This is a genomic window from Arsenicibacter rosenii (genome assembly GCF_001870735.1).
In the GTDB taxonomy this organism is placed as follows: domain Bacteria; phylum Bacteroidota; class Bacteroidia; order Cytophagales; family Spirosomataceae; genus Arsenicibacter; species Arsenicibacter rosenii.
Window position 1 is genome coordinate 36366 of the sequence record NZ_MORL01000004.1, and the last position, 20102, is coordinate 56467.

Consider the following 20102-nt stretch of genomic DNA (forward strand, 5'->3'; position numbering starts at 1 on the left):
CTTTTGACATTTAACTGTACGAAATCCAGCCCCCTTACGCCAGCACCTCGCGGCCTTTGGCAAGGGCGGCATCAAGGCCGCTTGCGTCAGAACCACCGGCTGTGGCAAAAAACGGCTGACCGCCGCCGCCGCCTTTAATCTCGCGGGCGAGTTCTTTCACGATCTGACCGGCCTGCAGCTTCTTGCCCTGAATCAGGCTATCCGGCAGCATGACGGCAAGTTGCGGCTTACCGCTCACATCAGCACCCAGTACCAGGGCCAGATCGTCAATTTTCGCTTTCAGGTCATAGGCCAGTTGCTTCAGCGCATCGGCCGATGGAACGTCAACACGCTCCACAATCAGCGAATGACCCGTGGCCGTCTGGCTTACTTTCGTCAGCAGCTGCTCTTTCAGCTGCTGCACTTTTTCGTTTTCGAAGCCTTCAATTTTCTTCTGTAGCTGACTGCGTTCCTGCAACAGACTTTCCACCGCTTTGACAATGTCTTTCGGGGCTTTCAGCAGTTCTTTCAGCTGGTCAAGAATCGCCTGCTGTTCGTTCAGCATGGCCAGTGCCCGCTCCGACGTAACGGCTTCGATACGGCGTACACCGGTCGATACGGACCCTTCCGACGTAAACTTGAACAAACCGATCTGTCCAGTTGCCGACACATGCGTGCCCCCGCAAAGTTCGACCGAATAAGCCGGATCGAACACGATAACGCGGACAAAATCGCCGTACTTCTCCCCGAACAAGGCCATAGCCCCCAGCGCCTTCGCCTGATCAATCGGCACATTCCGGCGCTCGTCGAGCAGGATGTTTTCGCGGATTTTGGCATTTACAATCTCCTCTACCTTAGCCAGTTCTTCGTCCGTCACCTTGGTAAAGTGGCTGAAGTCAAACCGCAGGGCGTCCGGACCAACGTATGAGCCTTTCTGCGCTACATGCGTACCCAACACATCGCGCAGGGCGGCGTGCAGCAAGTGCGTGGCCGAGTGGTTGCTGCTGGTCAGTGTCCGGCGGTGGGCATCGACCTGCGCCGATACCGCCGTGGCCTGCTGCAACACCTCATCGATGTTCTTATCACTTGAAATCAGGATCGACAGGTCGTTTTCCTTTTTCGTATCCGAGATGGTAATGACCTTCGTTTCACCGCCGACGGTCAGTGTCAGCGTACCGGTATCACCGATCTGCCCGCCCGATTCGGCGTAGAACGGCGTCGGGTCAATCACAATCTGGTATTGCGTACCCTGCTTGTTCTGCACCTTCCGGTACTTAATGATCTGGGCATCGGCTTCGGTCTGATCGTAACCGACAAAGCTCACGCCGTCGTTGTCATCAACGAGTTCAACCCAGTCACCGGCCGACGAAGCGGCGTCTTTGCGGGACCGCTGCTTCTGCGCCTGTAAGGCATTCTGATACCCCTCTTCATCAATCCGGAAGCCTTTTTCGCGGGCAATCAGGGCCGTCAGATCGACCGGGAAGCCGAAGGTATCGTTCAGTTCAAAAACGGTTTCGCCGTTGATGATCGTCTCGTTTTTATCGGTCAGTTCGGCCGTGATTTTGTCCAGAAGTTTCAGGCCGTTTTCCAGCGTACGCAGGAAGGCTGCCTCTTCTTCACGAATCACCGTAGCCACAAAATCCTGCTGGGCAATCAGTTCCGGAAACACCCCGTCGAACTGCTTCGCCAGCGTCGGCACGAGCTTCGTCATAAACGGCTCGGTAAAGCCCAGATACGAATAGCCATAGCGAACGGCACGGCGCAGAATCCGGCGGATTACATAACCGGCCTTCGCGTTCGACGGCACCAGTCCGTCGGCAATCGCAAACGAAACCGCACGGATGTGGTCGGCAATCACACGCATGGCCACGTCAGCGTATTCGCGCGGTGTGCCGCCGTAGGTTTTTCCGCTCAGTTCTTCAATGACCTTGATAGTGTTGGTAAATACGTCGGTGTCGTAGTTCGACATTTTCGCCTGAATCGCCATACACAGCCGCTCAAAGCCCATACCTGTATCCACGTGGCGGGCCGGCAGCGGTTCAAGCGAGCCGTTGGCCATCCGCTGGAACTGCATAAAGACCAGGTTCCAGATTTCGACCACCTGCGGGTGATCGGCGTTAACCAGCTCTTTACCCGGCTGTGCGTCTACATCGGCCTGCGGGCGCAGATCGACGTGAATTTCCGAACACGGACCACACGGGCCGGTATCGCCCATTTCCCAGAAGTTATCTTTTTTATTGCCGAGGATAATCCGCTCTTCGCCGACAATCGGGCTCCACAGATCCCACGCTTCCTGATCGAAGGGCACATTGTCTTTTTCGTCGCCCTTAAACACCGACACATACAACCGGTCTTTCGGCAGTTTGTAGACCTCCGTCAGCAGCTCCCACGCCCATTCAATGGCTTCCTTCTTGAAATAATCACCGAACGACCAGTTGCCCAGCATTTCGAACATGGTGTGGTGGTAGGTATCAAAGCCTACATCTTCAAGGTCATTGTGTTTGCCGGACACCCGAAGACACTTCTGCGTATCCGCGACGCGCTTCGACGGTGGTGTGCCGTTGCCCAGGAAAAAGTCTTTAAACTGCGCCATCCCTGAGTTATTAAACATCAGCGTTGGGTCATTCTTGGCTACCAGTGGCGCCGACGGTACAATGAGGTGATCTTTGCTACGGAAAAAGTCCAGAAAATGCTGGCGAATCTCGGAAGATGTCATAAAAATCGGACGGCAGACTCAGAAACGTGAATTGGTAACGCCGGCCGTATCAAAAACGAGTCTGTCGCATAATGTCTGTCGGTCCGGCATCTTTGTCGCAAATTTACGTTATTTTCATCGTTTGATACGAAACATTCCTTGCTCACCGGCAAGCAATTGCATAATTCCCCCTTTGAATTGGTATGGATTCGTCCGATAAGCGTTTTTTTGGCATTCAGGAAGTGGCCGAACGGTTTGGCGTTAATGCGTCGAAACTACGCTACTACGAAAAAGAGTTTCCGAGTTTAAAACCACAGAAAAACCGTTCCGGCGAGCGGGTTTACGCCCAGAGCGACATCGACCACATCGCCGAAATCATCCATCTGACCACCGAAAAAGGCATGAAGCTGGCGGCTGTTAAGGCCCACCTCCGGACCAAAAACACCCGCCACGACGAGAACAAACAGATGATTAACAAGCTGGTCAGAATCAAAAAGTTTCTGGAAGAGCTGCGCGATTCGCTGCCGGATGGGTCTAAACCGGAAAACAACCGGCCTGAGCCCTCCGAAACAAGCGGTTAAAGTGCTTTCAAAAACGCAACTAACGCCTTTTTCTCGCCTTTGGTCAGCTTCAGTGGCTCTGCGGGCAGGGTCTGGTTATCCAGTACAAACCCCAGTCCGGTCCCGCCCCCTTGGTCGTAAAAATCAACGACCTCTTCCAGCGTCCGGTAGACGCCATTGTGCATGTAGGGTGCCGTTTGGCCGATGTGCCGCAGTGTGGGCGTCTTGAAAGCATATTTCAACGGCTCAACCTTTACGTATGCATACCGCCCGATGTCAGTATCCGGCTTTTTGTTATCGGCAGCAGCCGGTACGCCGATCACCTCCGACTCGGTTTTGGCAAACGTCGGCGGCACCGTTCCGTTGAACAGCGGCATAAAATGGCAGATTCCGCATTTAGCCTTACCCATAAACAGGTTAAAGCCGTAGACTTCTTCGGCCGACAATGCCCGGTCATTCCCCCGCATGTAGTGATCAAACCGGCTGTTCAGCGATACGAGCGTCCGCTCATAAGCAGCAAGGGCGTTCTGAATATGGGCCGGCTCAATGGCCCCCCGATGGGCCGGAAAGGCTTTTTTGAACAAGGCTACGTATGCCGGTGAACGCTGTAAGTCAGCGGCTACCTGCCGCAAAGAACCGTTCATTTCACCGGTATTGTGCACCACGTCAAACGACTGGCTTTCGAGCGTCGGCGTCCGCATGTCGTAAAACTGCGCCGCCTGCAACGCCGCATTCAGCAACGTCGGCGTGTTGCGGGCCACCAATCCGTCTCCCGTCAGGGTTTTACTTTTCACCAGACCATCGGTAAACGCACGACCCGGCTGATGGCACCCGGCACACGACCGCTGGCTATTGCCCGACAGAACGGGGTCGAAGAACAGCTTCCGGCCCAACGCAACTTTTGCCGGATTCATACGCGCATCGGCGGTGGTGGCGTAGGCGTCGGCATCAAAAGCGCCGTTCTCGAACAACGTAGCCGCCGAGGGCCGCAACGGCCGCCGGTCGGTCAGCACCGGCACCGACAGTTTTTGCTGAAACGCCAGTAACTGCTCGGATACCGGATTGGCATAATTCCGGATAAACCGGGCACGGTCAAACGAATTAAAATCCGGATGCTGATTCAGGTAGGCCACTGCCGCCTCAAGCTGATGAATCAGGGTATCACCCGCAGGCTGCGTTTTTGCATAGCCATGCAGGTATAGCCGGATATGCTGCATACTCACAGCCGCTTCCGGAATAGCGGCCTGACACAGCGGCGTATCAAATCCACTGATGCCCAGTGTCAGAATGCGGAAAACCTGTAACCTCAGGGCATCAAATACGTGTGCGTCCGTCACTTCGGTAACCGCCCACAATTGCCGGCAACGGGCCACTTCACGGCGCAGCTTCCGGGTCTCGCCCGTTAGCACCTCGCGCTGCGTGGTATCAAATTCAGGGTACAGTAATTCTTCAATCACCTGAAAGCCTTCGGGTTCAAACGCCTTGTTTTCTTCCGCTTCGATCTCGGGCAAAGGCGGACCGTTGATTAAGCGTGAGGTAGCCGGGAAAAAATATTCGGAGAAGGGTTCAATGCCCTTGTAGATCCGGCGGCAGTCCAGAAAAGCCCGTCGCAGCTCATCGGGTGTCGCCCCGTTCGCGGCGGGGATCAGTAACGTCTGCTCCAGCCGCATATCCAGTGAATCCAGCTGACGGGCGACCTGTCCTTTCAGCTGCTCTGCCGGCCGGAACAACGGCTGTCCGGACTGCCGGATACTCAGAAAGCTAACCGTGAGTACGGCCACCAGACAAATGCCGGCCAATACCAATCCGTTCTGCTTCATATGGCTAAAAAATAGAAGCCCCTCACACACAGGCATGAGGGGCCGGTTTTTAGTGGATTGGGTTAACGGGGAATACCACGAACGATTATCGTCTGACCACCTTCGGCATAGGCGCCGGTCGATGCATCGGTCAGGCTGCTGGCTTTGCTCACTGAGCTTCCGTCGGCGTTGCTGTATTTCATGTCCCGCCACGTATGCGGGTGCAGGTTGATCATAAACGTATTGGGCACACCGATGATGTCTGAAATATCCAGCATCGCCCCGTACTCCCATGAACTCAGCAGATTAGTGTTCACGGAGTTGTATTTCGCGTTAAACGTTGCATCCGTCCGGCGATGGTTCATTTCGATCATTGCCTTATTCTGACCGGTAGCGATATTGAATTGCCAGATGCGGCCGTCGTGTTTGTTGTCCAGATAGAACGAATCCCCGTCTTCCTGGATGTATACGTAATTTTCGGTAACGCACAGGTTATCCGGATTAACGATGCTGTTGCCCGGGTCTACTTCGCCATCAATCACCGGCGTCAGTTTACCGGCCAGCGGATTGGCCGCATCCAGTACCAGTTTATACACGCGGCCCCACATCGTTTTACCGGCAATCGGGTCTTTCTGCGCCGCCGCCACACCGGTCGCGGTAAAGTAAATCTCCCGGCTGTTGGCCCCGCCGCCCTTGCGGTAATCGACATCTTCGACACGGGCAAACTGGATAGCTTTTTTCTCGACCGACAGGGAAGCGATCTGCGCACCCGTCAGCGTTTTGGCATTGTCAACTTCCACAAATTCAACATCGTAGGCCTGCCCAACTTTCATGTTTGTTTCAACCGGGTCCTGGCTTTTCTGACGCAGGAAGTAGAGTTTACCGTTTTGCAGGTCGCCGACCGTATTCGATACGTACGCCAGCAGCTGACCGTTCGAGTCATCTTCGCCGATGATAATCACCGTTTTACCGGCAAAAGCATCTTTAGGAAGCGGTACCGCATTTTCCATTGATGCCTTGCCGAGGGCCGGCAATACACGGTCTTTGTTTTTCACATCGGCAGCCCCAACCGGACTGATGGCATGCACCATCGACTCGGCCCCGCTCTCACCGGCTGTCAGGAACACCGGCCCGAAGCCATGTACCTCAGGGGTGGCCAGGGTGGCCGAACAAAGCCGCCATACCCCGCCTTCGTAGTTAACGATGTACTCCCCTTTCACGGGTTTCAGGGTTTTGTCGAGGTAAACGCGGGAGGCCGAACGCAGGTATTCGTGGTTCGTTACGAAAATGTAGCCGTCGCTTGCCGGATCTTTCATCAGACCAGCTCCGTCGGGCTGACCGCCATACACAAAATTCGGCGACTGCTCCAGTTTGTCGTCTGAGCTGATCAGCGGCAGCACCTCCAGATTCTCAAAGCCCGTCATTGTTTTTACCAGTGACGGATTGACCGAATGTGCCTTAAACACAATGGCTGAATTTACCCCGTTCGATGGCTCATCCGTTGAACAGGCGAAGAACGCAGTCACCCCGAAGATAACTGCGGATACGTTTAGAAGGTTGGTCTTGTACATGTAGAGTAGATAGATGATTACCAGAATCACCTGCAAAATTCTACTCCGGATATTACTTTAATGTGAATGAAACGTAAAGATACTGTGTCCAATTAACGGGTTTTCCCGTCACAAGTAACGCTAATATATCATTGACACGTGTTCATTTCCCGACTACGCTGTGACAGACGAAAAACTCCACCAGATTGCGTTAACGCTCGTGCCGGGCATCGGCGATATCCTGATCCGGCAATTGATGGCCTACTGTGGTTCGGCGCAGGATGTGTTCCGGAGCACCCCGGCAAAACTGCAGAAAATTCCGGGAATCGGACCGGCTACCTCCCATGCAATCCGCCACACAGATGTCCGGCAGGAGGCTGAAAAAACAGCGCAGAAGCTCGGCCGGATGCAGGCTAGTGCCTTGTTTTATACCGACGACACCTATCCCAAACGCCTCAAGGATCTTTACGATGCACCGGTAATGCTCTATGCGCAGGGAGTCGCGGACCACAACGCCCGCCGGACACTGGCACTGGTTGGCACCCGGCAGGCCACAGACTATGGCCGCCGGGTTACGGAAGACATTGTGCAGGGCATGAAACCGTATGGGGTCAGTATCATCAGCGGTCTTGCTTACGGCATCGACATCATTGCCCACCGCGCCAGCCTGGCCGCACAGCTACCGACCATCGGTGTCATGGCCAGCGGGCTGGATGTGATTTACCCGTCTGTCCACCAGAAAACGGCACAGGAAATGGTTTTGCAAGGTGGCTTGCTGACCGAAAACCGGCCGGGCGTGAAGCCCGACGCACGGCTGTTTCCGGCCCGAAACCGGATTATCGCCGGTCTCAGCGACATGGTGGTGGTGGTGGAGTCAGCGGCCAAAAGCGGCAGCCTGATCACGGCCGAATACGCCAATAATTACCATCGGGAGGTATTTGCCGTTCCCGGACAGCTGAATCAGACCTTTTCGCTGGGCTGCAACAAACTGATCCGCGAAAACAAGGCCCAGATCTATACCAGCCCCGACGACCTGATTACGGCCATGAACTGGGACCAGCCCGACCGGACAGACAAGCCGGGCAGCGCCAACACCCCGCCGATTACCCATCAGTTTACGGAAGAAGAAAGCCAGCTCGTGGCCCTGCTCCGGCAACACAGCGACCTGCACATTGACGACCTCAGCTGGAAAAGCCGGATACCGATGGGACGCCTGGCCTCCATCCTGCTCACCCTCGAATTCCAGGGCGTTATCCGCTCGTTGCCGGGCAAAAAATACCAGGTCGTTTATGTCTAACGCAGCAGCTTATAATTCCGGTACTCGCCGACGCGCCAGCCTGTCCAGCGCTGTACAGCCATCAGAATCCGGTTTTTGAACGAGTACTTTTTTTGCTTGATGTCGAAGTCGAACAGCCAGTTCATGCGGTCAACGCGCTCCTGCATAACAGCGGGATGGGTGTCTTTGAAGAGCGCAAGGGCATCAATACCGGAATAGTCGAATGTCTCGGCTCGTTCGAGCACGCCGTCCATTTTGCTGTCGTCGTTCCATAACCGGCCGAAATCCCGGAGTTTGGCTTTCTGTTTTTCGGGCGGCTTCACCCAGCCATAGTGATAGACCCAGGCATCGATGAGTTTAACATGCAGCTTTTGGTTATCACGCGTCCGGAAGCCCTGGGCATCGCGGTAGGCCACTACCTTACCCGTCGGCCGGATTACCCGGATTTCGCGGCGGTACCAGCGGCGGGAGTCGCCCACGTAACGGTAAGAGCCGTAAAAATGCAGGTAGTTGAATAACAGCCCTTCGACCTCCGGCTGATCGAGGTATTGTTCCATGGCTTTCCGTACAACGGGCAGGTACTTTTCATGAATGACCTCATCCCCCTGAATGTAAAAAGCCCAGTCGGCATCGGGCGAAATAGCCGCCAGCGCCTTGTCGGTTTCGACAGCCAGCACACGCCCCCCTGCCCGCAGGCTATCGTCCCAGACGGTGTCGATAATCCGGATTTTCGGGCTCAGGCCGGCCACCAGCTCGCGGGTACCATCTTCCGAATTTCCGACGGCAACCACCACTTCGTCGCAAACCGGCAGAATCGACCGGATCGCTTCAACAATCGGGTAATCGTATTTCAGGGCATTCCGGATAATAGTAAAACCACTGACTTTCATCGTTGTGTATGCGTTTGGGGTTGGGTTACCGCGTGGAGTTGGGTTACATGTCGTAATGCTTGCGGATCATTTTTTCGTAGGTGGCGACGGGTAAAATACGTTTCAGGATAACCGAAAACTTTTCCAGCGGTTTCCCTAACCGGTACAGGCGGTCTACGTTCGGGGTATTGATTATTTTTTCGATCAGCTCACCGAACAGCTCCGGCGCCAGCCCCTGGCTCACACTCTCGTCAATCAGTTCGTAGGTCCGGTCGAATGTTTTTTTGTAGACACTGGTTACCGGTAACTGCACCTTCAGGCGGTTTTTGTTGATGTCGGTACGGACACCGCCAGGCTGTACGGTACAGGCCTGCACTCCGAACGGGGCCAGTTCGAGCCGCAGGGCTTCGGTAATCCGGTCGAGGGCCGCCTTACTGGCACTGTAGGCTCCGCGATACGGCAGGCCGGCTTCGGCCGCAATTGAACTGATGTTGATAATCAGACCCGTCCGGCGGTCACGCATATGGGGCAGCACAGCCTGAATAGTACGGACCGGCCCGATGACATTGGTATCCAGAACACGGGTAATATCATCGGTCAGTAACGATTCAACAGGACCGGCAATACCCAGACCGGCATTGTTGATCAGAACGTCGATCTGTCCCTGTTCGGCCAGCACACGCTCTATGCCACGGCCAACACTTTCTTCATTGCTGACATCCATGTTGAGCGTTTTGAATACTTTTTTCTGCCCTTCGATATTCCGCGAAGTGCCGTACACGATATATCCTTTCTGCGCCAGATGATTACCAATGCGTTCACCCAGGCCGGTCGAAGCGCCGGTAATGAGCACAACTTTTGCCATTGCTGCTATTAATTGATTGGAGCCTCAAAATTGGGCATTTTTGACAGGATTTACTACATCTACAGCGGAATGTCATTCCGCTACCCCTGTCCGTTGTGCAGCACCAGCTTTGGTTCCAGCATGACCTGTTTCCAGTCTGTCACCGGCTCCTTCGCCTGTACAACCTCCATCAGAATAGAGGCCGCTGTCTGCCCGATCAGGAAAGGATGCTGCTCCACCGATGCCATCGGAGGTTGTTCGAGATAGGCGTTGAGGGGCAGATTGGCAAAACTGACAAAGACAATATCCTGATTCATCCGGAGCCCCTGCGTCCGGCAGACCTGCATGGCATCGAGCGCCACATAGTCATTGAAGGCCAGCACCGCATCCGGCGGCTCCGGCAGGGCCAGCAGCTGGGCCATTTTCTGATGAATGTCGGCACGGGTCAGGTCAACCCGTTTGATCAGTGCATTTTCGACCGGCAGTTCTTCTTCCAGCAGTGCGTTAATATAGCCCCGATAGCGCTCTTCGCTGGCTACCAGCGGGTGCGGCCCGTTCAGTAAGGCAATCCGGCGGTGACCCCGCCCCGCCAGCCATTTAATGGCCTCATACGCCCCTTTTTCCATATCGCAGCTTACCTGATGCGTCCGGATATCAGGCGGTATGCGGTCAAACAACACCACCGGAATCTGTAAGTCAATCAGGCGCTGAATATGCTCAAACCGCCGCGACTCCTTGGCCACCGACAGCAAAACACCATCGACCCGCTGGGCGGCCAATACGTCCAGAATCTGCTTTTCGCGGTCATACCGGTCATGCGACTGATAGAGTGCCACCGTATAATTCCGGTCGAAGGCGATTGCTTCAACCCCGTTCAGTACTTCCGAAAAGAAGTTTTCACGGATTTCGGGCAGAACAACGCCAATCATGCCCGTTTTTCCTTGCCGCAGGTTCCGGGCAGTAGTACTGGGCAGGTACTTCAGCTCCTCCGCTAACGCCCTGACCGCCTGCTTCGTGGCAACACTGATGCGGGGATGATCCTGCAACGCCCTGGAGACCGTCGACGGCGAAATCATTAACCGACGGGCAATTTCTTTGATCGTTACGGCTTCTTTCATCGTTTCTCCATGCGTTACACCCGATATCCAAGTTCGTGCTTAATTTCCTTTAACACAAAGGTGCTGTTCAGAATACCGATATTCTCAATCTGCGACAGTTTATTTTTGACAAAATCATGGTATTCGTCCAGACTGCTGATGTTGATCTTCAGCAGAAAGTCGACCTGGCCGGCCATGTGGTAGCATTCCTGCACTTCTTCCAGTTTCTGTACCTCCTCTTCAAATTTTTCGATAAACGCCTTATCATGGTATCGCATCGACACCTGACAGAAGGTAGTGATGGGCCGTCCGAGGCGGGTTTTATCCAGAATGGCCACATACTGCTTAATAAATCCGAGGTTTTCCAGCCGCTTTATGCGTTCATAAACCGGCGACAATGTCAGGCTGAGCTGTGCGGCAATTTCCTTGGTCGTCAGCTTGGCGTCCTGCTGTAAAAGACGCAGGATAGTCTTGTCAATTTCGTCGATCTGCTCCATGAAGAAATTTTTTCTTTATGCGTTCTCCAAAGAAATAATCAATAAGATATTTTTTCTTTATATAAAGATCTAAACCACAATATTAACTGATTTATTAACAATACTCCATCTTTTTACCTTTCATTTATACATTTGCCAATAAAATCACTTCATCAATAATTGTTCCGCTAAACAACGCTTACGGTGGTTTCTGCCGCCGCAAGACCTTAACAAAAAGGCCGTTATGAAACAGGAAACCGTTTTAATCATTGGAGCAAACGGGCAAATCGGAACCGCCCTCCTTCCCGAACTTCAGCACCGCTTCGGCGCGGATCAGGTCATTGGCGCCGACCTGCGCAAACCCGCTGCTGAAGGCCACCGCTTCTTACAGCTGGATGCTACCCGGGCCGACGATCTGGCCGATATCGTGCAGACACACGGCATTACCCAGATTTATCACCTGGCCGCTGTCTTATCGGCCAAAGGCGAAACAGACCCGATTGCCACCTGGAACCTCAACATGCAGACACTCCTGAATGTGCTGGAAGTGGCCCGCACCTTCAGCCTCGACAAAGTGTTTGTCCCGAGTTCTATCGCCGCCTTCGGCGATCAGGCACCCAAATACGAAACGCCCCAGACGGCATCGCTCGACCCGGCAACGGTGTATGGTATCAGCAAGGTGGCCGCCGAAAACTGGCAGCTGTATTACCACAAACGCTACGGGCTGGATATCCGCTCCCTCCGCTATCCGGGGGTGATCAGCTACCAATCTATGCCGGGCGGCGGTACAACCGACTATGCGGTGGCAATCTTCCACGAGGCCGTAAAAGGGAATAATTTTGAGTGTTTTCTTGACAAGGACACACTCCTGCCGATGATCTACATGGACGATGCTATCCGGGCAACCCTTGAGCTGATGGAGGCTCCGGCCGACCGGATCCGGGTCCGGACATCCTACAACCTGGCCGGCATGAGCTTTACCCCGGCGCAGCTGACTACTGAAATTCAGCAGTATTTTCCGGCTTTCACAACGGAGTATAAGCCTGATTTCCGGCAGCAGATTGCCGATTCGTGGCCAAAGTCAATCGACGATTCGATTGCGCGGCGCGACTGGGGCTGGCAACCGGCCTTCGACCTGCCGCGGATGACCCGCGAGATGATCCATCAATTGACAGCACTTTATCAACAAACTGCATAAACCAACAGCCATGTACGGAAATCTGAAAAACGAATTGCGTCAGGAGCTCGACGCCATACAGCAAGCCGGCCTCTATAAAGCCGAGCGCATTATTGTTACCCCGCAATCGGCCGCGATTGCCATTCAGGATGGCCGCGAGGTCATTAACTTCTGCGCCAATAACTACCTTGGTCTGTCTTCGCATCCGTCGGTAATCGAAGCCGCGCACAAAACACTGGACACGCACGGTTTCGGGATGTCGTCGGTCCGGTTTATCTGTGGCACGCAGGACATTCATAAAGAACTCGAACGCCGGACGGCTGAGTTTGTCGGTGCCGAAGACTGCATTTTGTATGCAGCAGCGTTTGATGCCAACGGCGGGGTATTTGAACCGCTGCTGGGCGAAGAAGATGCCATCATTTCGGACGAACTGAACCACGCGTCGATTATCGACGGTATCCGGTTGTGTAAGGCCAAACGATTCCGGTATAAAAACAATGACATGGCCGATCTGGAAGCCCAGTTGCAGGCCGCGTCGGGCTGTCGCCGTAAACTGATTGTGACCGACGGTGTGTTTTCGATGGACGGCACCATTGCCCGGCTCGACAAAATCTGCGACCTCGCCGACCAATACGAAGCCCTGGTGATGGTTGACGAATGCCACGCCAGCGGGTTTATGGGCAAAACCGGTCGGGGTACGCCGGAGCTGAAAAATGTGTTTGGCCGGATTGATATCATTACCGGTACCTATGGTAAAGCGCTGGGTGGCGCTTCGGGTGGCTTTACCGCCGCACGGAAGGAAATTGTAGAGATGCTGCGGCAGCGGTCACGGCCTTATCTGTTCTCCAACACCCTCGCCCCGTCGATTGTCGGTGCGTCGCTGGCGGTGCTGGATATTCTGGAAGAATCAACGGCCCTGCGGGATAAGCTGGAAGCCAATACCCGTTATTTCCGCGAAGCGATGACCGCGGCAGGGTTCGACATCATTCCGGGTGAGCACCCGATTGTACCGGTTATGCTATACGATGCGCCGCTGGCACAGACCTTTGCCGCACGCTTACTGGAAGAAGGCATTTACGTCATCGGGTTCTTCTATCCGGTCGTACCGAAAGGCAAAGCCCGCATCCGGGTGCAGGTTTCGGCCGGCCACGAGATGGAACACCTGCAAAAAGCAGTAGCGGCCTTCACGAAAGTCGGTAAGGAACTCGGCGTCATCCCCGCCGAAGCTACGGTTTAAGCCTTACGAAGCGATAATCACTCAATCAGCAATTGCCGCAAAGCGGCCACTCAATCACTCAATAAAAAAACGCCCGGGATCGATCACGAATCCGGGCGTTTTATCTTCTCAACCGAAGGGAAAGCGAGAAGAAAGGGGGCCGACATACGAGCGCTGACCCCATCTCTTATTTTTGTACCTTAATTTGTTCGGCGAAACGCTTTACGTCTGAACCAACGGTCAGGGTGTAAGCACCTTCAGGCAATCCGTTCAGATCCAGACGGCTGATGTTACCGGCTACTTCTTCAACGAATACCAGCTCATCGTTCTGATTGTAGATCGCAACGTTTGTCGATTCAACGTTAACGGTCGGGATGGTTACCTGCAGTTTATTTTTGGCGTATGTAGAGATGGTTGGGCGGGCGATCTGCGTCAGCTTTGTATCATCGATTGACAGGGCGTTGTCGCGGATGTTCAGCTCCTGTGAAGACCACCATGTGTTAGTGCTTGTTGTCAGGTAATATTTACCGTCTGGCAGAGAAGCTACGTCGAACGGAACACCTTTTTGTGTACGGTCGATTACTGTACCGGTAAACAAGGTTGTACCGTCTACATCGATCAATGAAACCTGTACAGCACCGCTGCCTTGTGTCATTGTCTTAGGAATGTGCAACTGAAACTTCTTAGATTCAGATTTAACAACTGTAACTTTACCCATAATAGCACCATCAAATGCGGACGCTGTAGTGGCTGTTGCCAGGGTAAATGCTGCGATCAGTGCAGCTGCGGATAATTGGATCGTTTTCATAATGGATTATTTAATTTTTCCGTGACAAAGGTATGCTCACAGTTATTTTTAAAGCAACACTTTTGTACCGATCCAATTTGAAAAATGCAAAAGTTCTTTATTTTGTCCTACATTTTTCGGGATAATTAGGGCAATTATTGGTTAAATACCATAGATTCATTAAAAAGTCAGTTCGATTGTATTTTTCTAATAATTCTAAATTATTGGACTATGCTCTCAGAAAAATACAAAAAATATTTCTTTAGTACTATTTTGATTTTCCAGCTATTTTTCGTAACAGAAAAACTCTTGTCAGACGATCCGAAAAATCCCTGCTTAAATCCTGTATTTTCTGTGATTTTGTACAAACGTTTGCATACAAGTGTGCAAACGTTTGTACAATAAATATTCGGGAGATTACCACTTTTACCTTTAGATTATCATTGTTTTTCGCCGGCCAGCCAGCTAACTTTCCTTCGAAATCGGGTTAAGCCTAACCTGAGATGACCTTTGCCGATTTTAAGCACTACGCTATATGCCTATGACTTCCCGTCGAACTTTTCTGAAAACGGCTGCCCTTACCGGCGCGGCAACGCCTTTTATCCCGTCATTGCTCTCGCCGGCAGCGGCAACGCCGGTTAAAGCACCGCTTCAGCGGGTGCGTCTGGCGTTCATTGGCGTCGGTGCCCGTGGCCGCAGCCACGTTGCGCAGGCGCTCTACCGCAATGATGTCGATATTACCGCCATCTGCGATGTTGACCCGGACGCCATCAGCCGGACCAATAAAATGATTGAGAAGGCCGGCCGTAAACTTCCGGAAGCCTATACCAAAGGGGACGAAGCGTTCCAACAGATGCTTAAACGGGATGACATCGACGGAGTGGTGATTGCAACGCCGTGGGAATGGCACGTTCCGATGGCCGTAGCCACGATGAAAGCCGGCAAGTATGCCGGTGTCGAGGTGTCGGCAACCGTTACGCTCAAAGAGTCGTGGGATCTGGTGAATACGTTTGAAAAAACAGGTTCACACTGCATGATTCTGGAAAACGTATGCTACCGCCGCGATGTGATGGCGATTCTGAACATGATCCGGCAGGGAATGTTCGGCGAAATGCTGTATGCTCACTGCGGGTACCAGCACGACCTGCGCAACATTAAGTTCAACGACGGAAAGTCGATTGGCGGTGTCGGCGCTGAATTCGGGGAGAAAGGCTACTCCGAAGCCCGCTGGCGTACCCAGCATTCAGTCGACCGCAACGGTGATTTGTACCCGACCCATGGCCTCGGCCCGGTTGCTCACTGGCTGAACATCAACCGGGGAAACCGCTTTACGTACCTCACCAGCATGGCTACCAAATCGCGGGGGCTGCATAAATATGTCGTTGACAAAGGCGGCGCCAACCACCCGAACGCAAAGGTCAACTTTAAACTAGGCGACGTGGTGACAACAATGCTGCAGTGTGCCAACGGAGAAAACATCATGATTATCCACGATACCAACTCGCCCCGCCCCTATTCACTTGGTTTCCGGGCACAAGGCACAGAAGGCATCTGGATGGACGATAACGACATGATTTATCTGGAAGGAAAGAGTCCGAAGCCGCATCAGTGGGAACCGTTTGCCGACTATCAGGATAAGTATGACCACCCGCTGTGGAAAAAACATGCTGAAACCGCCGCAAACTCCGGACATGGCGGGATCGACTTTTTTGTGCTCCGTGCGTTTATCGAGTCTGTAAAAAATCAGGTGGCGCCACCGATTGATGTATACGATGCCGCCGTCTGGAGCGCCATCAGTCCGTTGTCGGAGCAGTCAATCGCGCAGGGCAGCAAGCCTATCGAAATCCCTGATTTCACCCGTGGCAAATGGAAAACCAACGCTCCGATCTTTGCCCTGAACGACATATATTAAATGAATAATGTTTAATGGACAATGAATAATGTTGTAACGGGGCTTAAGCCATCATTATTCATTTTACATTGTCCATTATTCATTACACATTGTCCATTTTAGGCTTTTCTGATTTACTCAACCTGAAAAACCGGCTTATCCCCCCGTTACGCTTTGTTTAATTACCCGACATTCATGCATCCTTCACCCTTAACCGTTTCGACACCCGGCCGCATCTGCCTTTTCGGTGAGCATCAGGATTACCTGGGCTTACCGGTCATTGCCGCAGCTATTTCGCGCCGGGTGCAGATCAGTGCCACGGCTACGCCTGACAAGCAGGTCAGACTGGAATTGCCGGACATCGGCGCCGAAGACGTATTCGACCTGACCGACTCGCCGCTGGTGTATCAGCACGACCGGGATTATTTCCGGAGTGCCATCAACGTGCTGCGTCGCGAAGGGTTTAGCTTCAGTCGTGGCATACAGGGTGAGATTCACGGCAACATTCCGATCAACGCAGGTACGTCGAGTTCATCGGCACTGCTGATTTCGTGGCTGAACGTACTTACCCGGCTGGCCGATCAGCCGGAGCAACTTCCGGCCACCCGACTGGCCGAACTTGCCTACGTAGCCGAAGTGCTCGAATTTGGTGAACCGGGCGGCATGATGGACCATTATTCAACCGCTGTCGGTAATCTCATTTACCTGAACAGCCAGCCGTCGATTCAGCTGCAATCCCTGCGGCCGGCTCTGGGGAGTTTTGTACTCGGCGACTCGTCCGAGCCTAAAGATACCATTGGTATTCTGGGCCGGGTAAAAGGCGGTATGCTCCGGATTATGGAACGGCTGAACGCCGAAATTCCTGCGTTCAGCCTGCATACGACTACGGCCGAAGAGGTTGCCCCGTTCCGGCACCTGTTTACTGCCGATGAGTTTACGCTATTGCTGGGCAATATCGACAACCGCGACATTCTGCGGGAAGCCCTGACGATTGTCCAGGCGCCTGAACTTAACCACAAAGCGTTTGGCCGGTTGCTGTACCGTCATCAGACGAATTTACGGGAGGCGCAGCGCATCTCAACCCCAAAAATCGACCGTATGCTCGACGCTGCCCTTGAGGCCGGCGCATACGGCGGAAAAATCAATGGTTCCGGGGGCGGCGGCTGTATGTTTGCCTATGCGCCGGAGCAGCCCGACAAGGTGGCAGAAGCCATTGAGCGGGCGGGCGGAAAAGCGTATGTCATCCATGTGGATGAAGGTACGCGGCAGGAAACCGTACCTGCTTTTGTTACAAACTGAGGAATTACTTTTCTTTTCGACGTATAATTTACCATAAGCTCCCCGGCTGAAGTTTCTTTAGCCGGGGCTTCTTTTTCTGAATATTACCTGAATACCACCTTACATTCCGTTTCTATTGCTTCGTATCCCGTCCCGTTCAATCTGATTTTGCAGTTTTTTATGTTTGGGAAACCTTAAACATTTTTGTGATTTGTAGCTTTATCATCCTGGTACACTATCTTAAAATGGCACAGGCAGGCTACGAAACCGATAATGAAGAACGGATGCGCTTTGCGCTGGAATCAGCCCAAATGGGTATATGGGACCTTGACCCTGTCAATGAAATCATTCATTGGGATGAACGCTGCCAGCAACTTTACGGCTTTTCACAACATACGATCATCACCTACAGAGAGGTGTTGAAACATATTCATCCGGCCGATCAGCAAACAGTCGATTCGGCGGTAAAACGAGCGCTGGACCCCAACTCTGACGGGCGCTATTACTGCGTTTTCCGGACCATTGGTGCCGAAGACCATAAACTGCGCTGGCTACGTTGCCAGGGGAAGGTTTACTTTGATGATCAGCATGTTGCCTATCGGTTTGCCGGTACCGCCATTGACGTCACCGATGAAATAAACACCAAGCATCAGCTGGCTGAAAGTGAAACCCGTTTCAGTAAAATGATTGAGCAGGCCCCCGTTGCCGTGGGTGTCTTACGTGGTGAAAACCTGATTATAGAATCCGCCAATGCCATGCTGCTGACGGTATGGGGTAAAACCAGCGCGGTTCTTGGCCTGCCCCTTCTGGCAGGTTTACCCGAGTTGGTCGGACAGCCGTTTCCCGATATTCTGGCCGATGTCTACCAAACCGGAGTACCCTACACCGGTTTTAATGCAAAGGTCTTTTTATTCAGAAACAATACGCTTGAAGAGGCGTGGTTCAACTTTGTATACGCCCCTCTCAACGAAATCAACCAGGCAAACCGGGGCATTATGGTGGTGGCTTATGAGGTCACGAGTCAGGTTTTATCACAGAAAGAGCTGGTTGAAAGTGAGTTACGATTTAAGACCCTGATTGACGAGGCGCCTATTGCTACCGCCGTTTATCAGGGGAAAGACATGGTTATTCAGCTGGCGAACGAAGCCATGCTCAAGGTCTGGGGTAAAGAACCGGATGTCATCGGCAAAAAACTGGCAGAAGCCCTCCCTGAGCTGGAAGGGCAGCCGTTTCATGAGTTGCTGGCCACTGTGTACGAAACCGGTGTGCCCTACCAGGCCGAAGAAGACCGCGCCGATCTGGTTGTTGACGGCAAACTGCAAAGCTATTATTTCAACTTCACGTATAAACCCCTCCGCAATTCGCAGGGCGACATTTACGCGATCCTGAATATGGCTGTCGATGTGACAAATCTGGTACACAACCGGCGGAAGGTCCGCCAGGCCGAAGAACAGCTCCGGACGGCGATCGAAGCCGCCCAGCTCGGGACATGGCGTATCAACATTCAGGAGCGTCAGGCGTTCTTTTCGGAGCGGCTTCGTCAATGGTTTGGCTTCGAACAAACCAGCATTGATCCCAAAGAAGGGGTCATTGCGATACACCCCAAAGACCGCCCCCGATTTATTGAAAAAGCCAAAAAGACGCTTGAATCCGGCACCAATGGCTACTATGAAGATGAATACACCATTGTGCACCTGATCACCCGTCAGGAGCGGGTTGTTCGTTCCGTAGGCCGTGTGTTTTTCAACGATGACGGCATTCCCCATCTGATTATCGGAACCGTACAGGATATTACAGCCCAGAAACTGGCTGAGCAGGAGCTGGAGCGCCTCGTTCAACAACGCACCGAGCAACTACGCAAACTTAATGTCAACCTGCAGCAATCCAATCAGGAACTGGAACGGTTTGCTTACATTGCATCGCACGACTTGCAGGAACCATTACGTAAGATACAGTCATTCAGCAGCTTACTACAGGCAGAGTTTAGCGATAAGCTCGGCCACTCCGCAACCGGATTACTTGACCGGATAGAAGCATCGGCCAACCGGATGTCGCTGCTCATTAAGGATATCCTGAATTTTTCGCGGATTAACCAGCAGGAGCAACCGATGCAGCGGGTCGACCTTAATCGGGTTATCCGTGATGTAATGAATGACCTTGAGCTATTGCTTTCTGAAAAAAACGGGCACATCAGTTTCGAAAACCTCTGCACCATTGATGCCGTTCCGCTACAGATTTATCAGCTGTTTTATAATCTCATCAGCAACTCCCTGAAATTCAGCCAGGCAGGCCTTCCGCCATTGATCACCATCTCGTCGACCATTATGCCGCATTTGCCGGATGGGGCCGAAACCGGTATGGGGTCTGATTACTGCGAAATACTGGTAACAGACAATGGAATCGGTTTCAACCCGAAGTATGCCCAGCAAATTTTCGGCTTGTTCCAGCGGCTGCACAGCAAAAATCAGTACGAAGGCACCGGCATCGGGCTTGCCCTCTGCCAACGCATTGTGGCTAATCATGCCGGTCAGATTTCGGCGGTTTCAGAAGAAGGGAAAGGGGCGATATTCCGCATTATTCTGCCCTGCCGACACGCCTAGTTTAAAAA

At 53.0% G+C, this 20102-nt stretch carries 15 protein-coding genes; 7 read left to right on the forward strand and 8 right to left on the reverse strand.

All coding sequences use genetic code 11. From position 1 onward, the window contains the following. Nucleotides 1–34 precede the first annotated feature (34 nt). A complete protein-coding gene (gene alaS, locus BLX24_RS09250) occupies nucleotides 35–2695 on the reverse strand; it encodes an alanine--tRNA ligase (RefSeq protein WP_071502853.1) in 2661 nt (886 codons plus the stop codon). Between the two features lie 182 nt (nucleotides 2696–2877). Here alaS and BLX24_RS09255 point away from each other — a divergent pair, with 182 nt between their 5' ends. Then, nucleotides 2878–3255, forward strand: coding sequence for a MerR family transcriptional regulator (locus BLX24_RS09255; protein WP_071502854.1), 378 nt, complete (start codon nucleotides 2878–2880; stop codon nucleotides 3253–3255). Here the strand turns inward: BLX24_RS09255 and BLX24_RS09260 are convergent. Beyond that, nucleotides 3252–5054, reverse strand: coding sequence for a cytochrome-c peroxidase (locus tag BLX24_RS09260; RefSeq protein ID WP_071502855.1), 1803 nt, complete (start codon nucleotides 5052–5054; stop codon nucleotides 3252–3254). The two genes, BLX24_RS09255 and BLX24_RS09260, sit on opposite strands and share 4 nt — an antisense overlap. A 62-nt stretch (nucleotides 5055–5116) precedes the next feature. Continuing rightward, nucleotides 5117–6604, reverse strand: a complete 1488-nt coding sequence (locus BLX24_RS09265) for a PhoX family protein (protein WP_071503192.1) — start codon at nucleotides 6602–6604, stop codon at nucleotides 5117–5119. A 160-nt stretch (nucleotides 6605–6764) separates the two neighbouring features. Here BLX24_RS09265 and dprA point away from each other — a divergent pair, with 160 nt between their 5' ends. Beyond that, entirely contained in the window at nucleotides 6765–7880 is a 1116-nt protein-coding gene (gene dprA / locus BLX24_RS09270; protein ID WP_071502856.1) for a DNA-processing protein DprA, read from the forward strand. On the opposite strand, the gene BLX24_RS09275 is transcribed toward dprA, so the two are convergent. The 4 genes from BLX24_RS09275 to BLX24_RS09290 all read right to left on the reverse strand — a co-directional run bounded on the left by BLX24_RS09275 (nucleotide 7877) and on the right by BLX24_RS09290 (nucleotide 11166). Continuing rightward, nucleotides 7877–8749: a glycosyltransferase family protein gene (locus BLX24_RS09275; RefSeq protein ID WP_071502857.1), complete on the reverse strand. Its 873-nt coding sequence runs from the start codon at nucleotides 8747–8749 to the stop codon at nucleotides 7877–7879. The genes dprA and BLX24_RS09275 overlap by 4 nt on opposite strands. 43 nt (nucleotides 8750–8792) lie before the next feature. Further along, nucleotides 8793–9593 (reverse strand): SDR family oxidoreductase, encoded by an 801-nt coding sequence (locus BLX24_RS09280; protein ID WP_071502858.1) that lies wholly within the window; start codon nucleotides 9591–9593, stop codon nucleotides 8793–8795. 80 nt (nucleotides 9594–9673) lie between these two features. Next, entirely contained in the window at nucleotides 9674–10690 is a 1017-nt protein-coding gene (locus BLX24_RS09285; RefSeq protein WP_071502859.1) for a LacI family DNA-binding transcriptional regulator, read from the reverse strand. 14 nt (nucleotides 10691–10704) lie between these two features. Further along, on the reverse strand, nucleotides 10705–11166 hold the full coding sequence (locus tag BLX24_RS09290; RefSeq protein ID WP_071502860.1) for an Lrp/AsnC family transcriptional regulator: 462 nt from the start codon (nucleotides 11164–11166) through the stop codon (nucleotides 10705–10707). A gap of 223 nt (nucleotides 11167–11389) precedes the next feature. On the opposite strand from BLX24_RS09290, the gene BLX24_RS09295 reads away from it, so the two are divergent. Further along, nucleotides 11390–12343, forward strand: coding sequence for an NAD-dependent epimerase/dehydratase family protein (locus tag BLX24_RS09295; protein WP_071502861.1), 954 nt, complete (start codon nucleotides 11390–11392; stop codon nucleotides 12341–12343). A gap of 10 nt (nucleotides 12344–12353) precedes the next feature. Then, the gene (gene kbl / locus BLX24_RS09300) at nucleotides 12354–13559 is read left to right on the forward strand and encodes a glycine C-acetyltransferase (protein WP_071502862.1); all 1206 of its coding nucleotides are present in this window, start codon (nucleotides 12354–12356) and stop codon (nucleotides 13557–13559) included. 166 nt (nucleotides 13560–13725) lie between these two features. Here kbl and BLX24_RS09305 read toward each other — a convergent pair whose 3' ends face one another. Beyond that, a complete protein-coding gene (locus BLX24_RS09305) occupies nucleotides 13726–14346 on the reverse strand; it encodes a T9SS type A sorting domain-containing protein (RefSeq protein ID WP_071502863.1) in 621 nt (206 codons plus the stop codon). A gap of 514 nt (nucleotides 14347–14860) precedes the next feature. Here BLX24_RS09305 and BLX24_RS09310 point away from each other — a divergent pair. The 3 genes from BLX24_RS09310 (at nucleotide 14861) to BLX24_RS09320 (ending at nucleotide 20094) form a co-directional block, all read left to right on the forward strand. After that, nucleotides 14861–16237, forward strand: a complete 1377-nt coding sequence (locus BLX24_RS09310) for a Gfo/Idh/MocA family oxidoreductase (protein WP_071502864.1) — start codon at nucleotides 14861–14863, stop codon at nucleotides 16235–16237. Between the two features lie 174 nt (nucleotides 16238–16411). Beyond that, a complete protein-coding gene (locus tag BLX24_RS09315) occupies nucleotides 16412–17515 on the forward strand; it encodes a mevalonate kinase family protein (protein ID WP_071502865.1) in 1104 nt (367 codons plus the stop codon). A gap of 224 nt (nucleotides 17516–17739) precedes the next feature. Continuing rightward, the gene (locus BLX24_RS09320) at nucleotides 17740–20094 is read left to right on the forward strand and encodes a PAS domain-containing sensor histidine kinase (RefSeq protein ID WP_071503193.1); all 2355 of its coding nucleotides are present in this window, start codon (nucleotides 17740–17742) and stop codon (nucleotides 20092–20094) included. The last annotated feature ends 8 nt before the right edge of the window (nucleotides 20095–20102 follow it).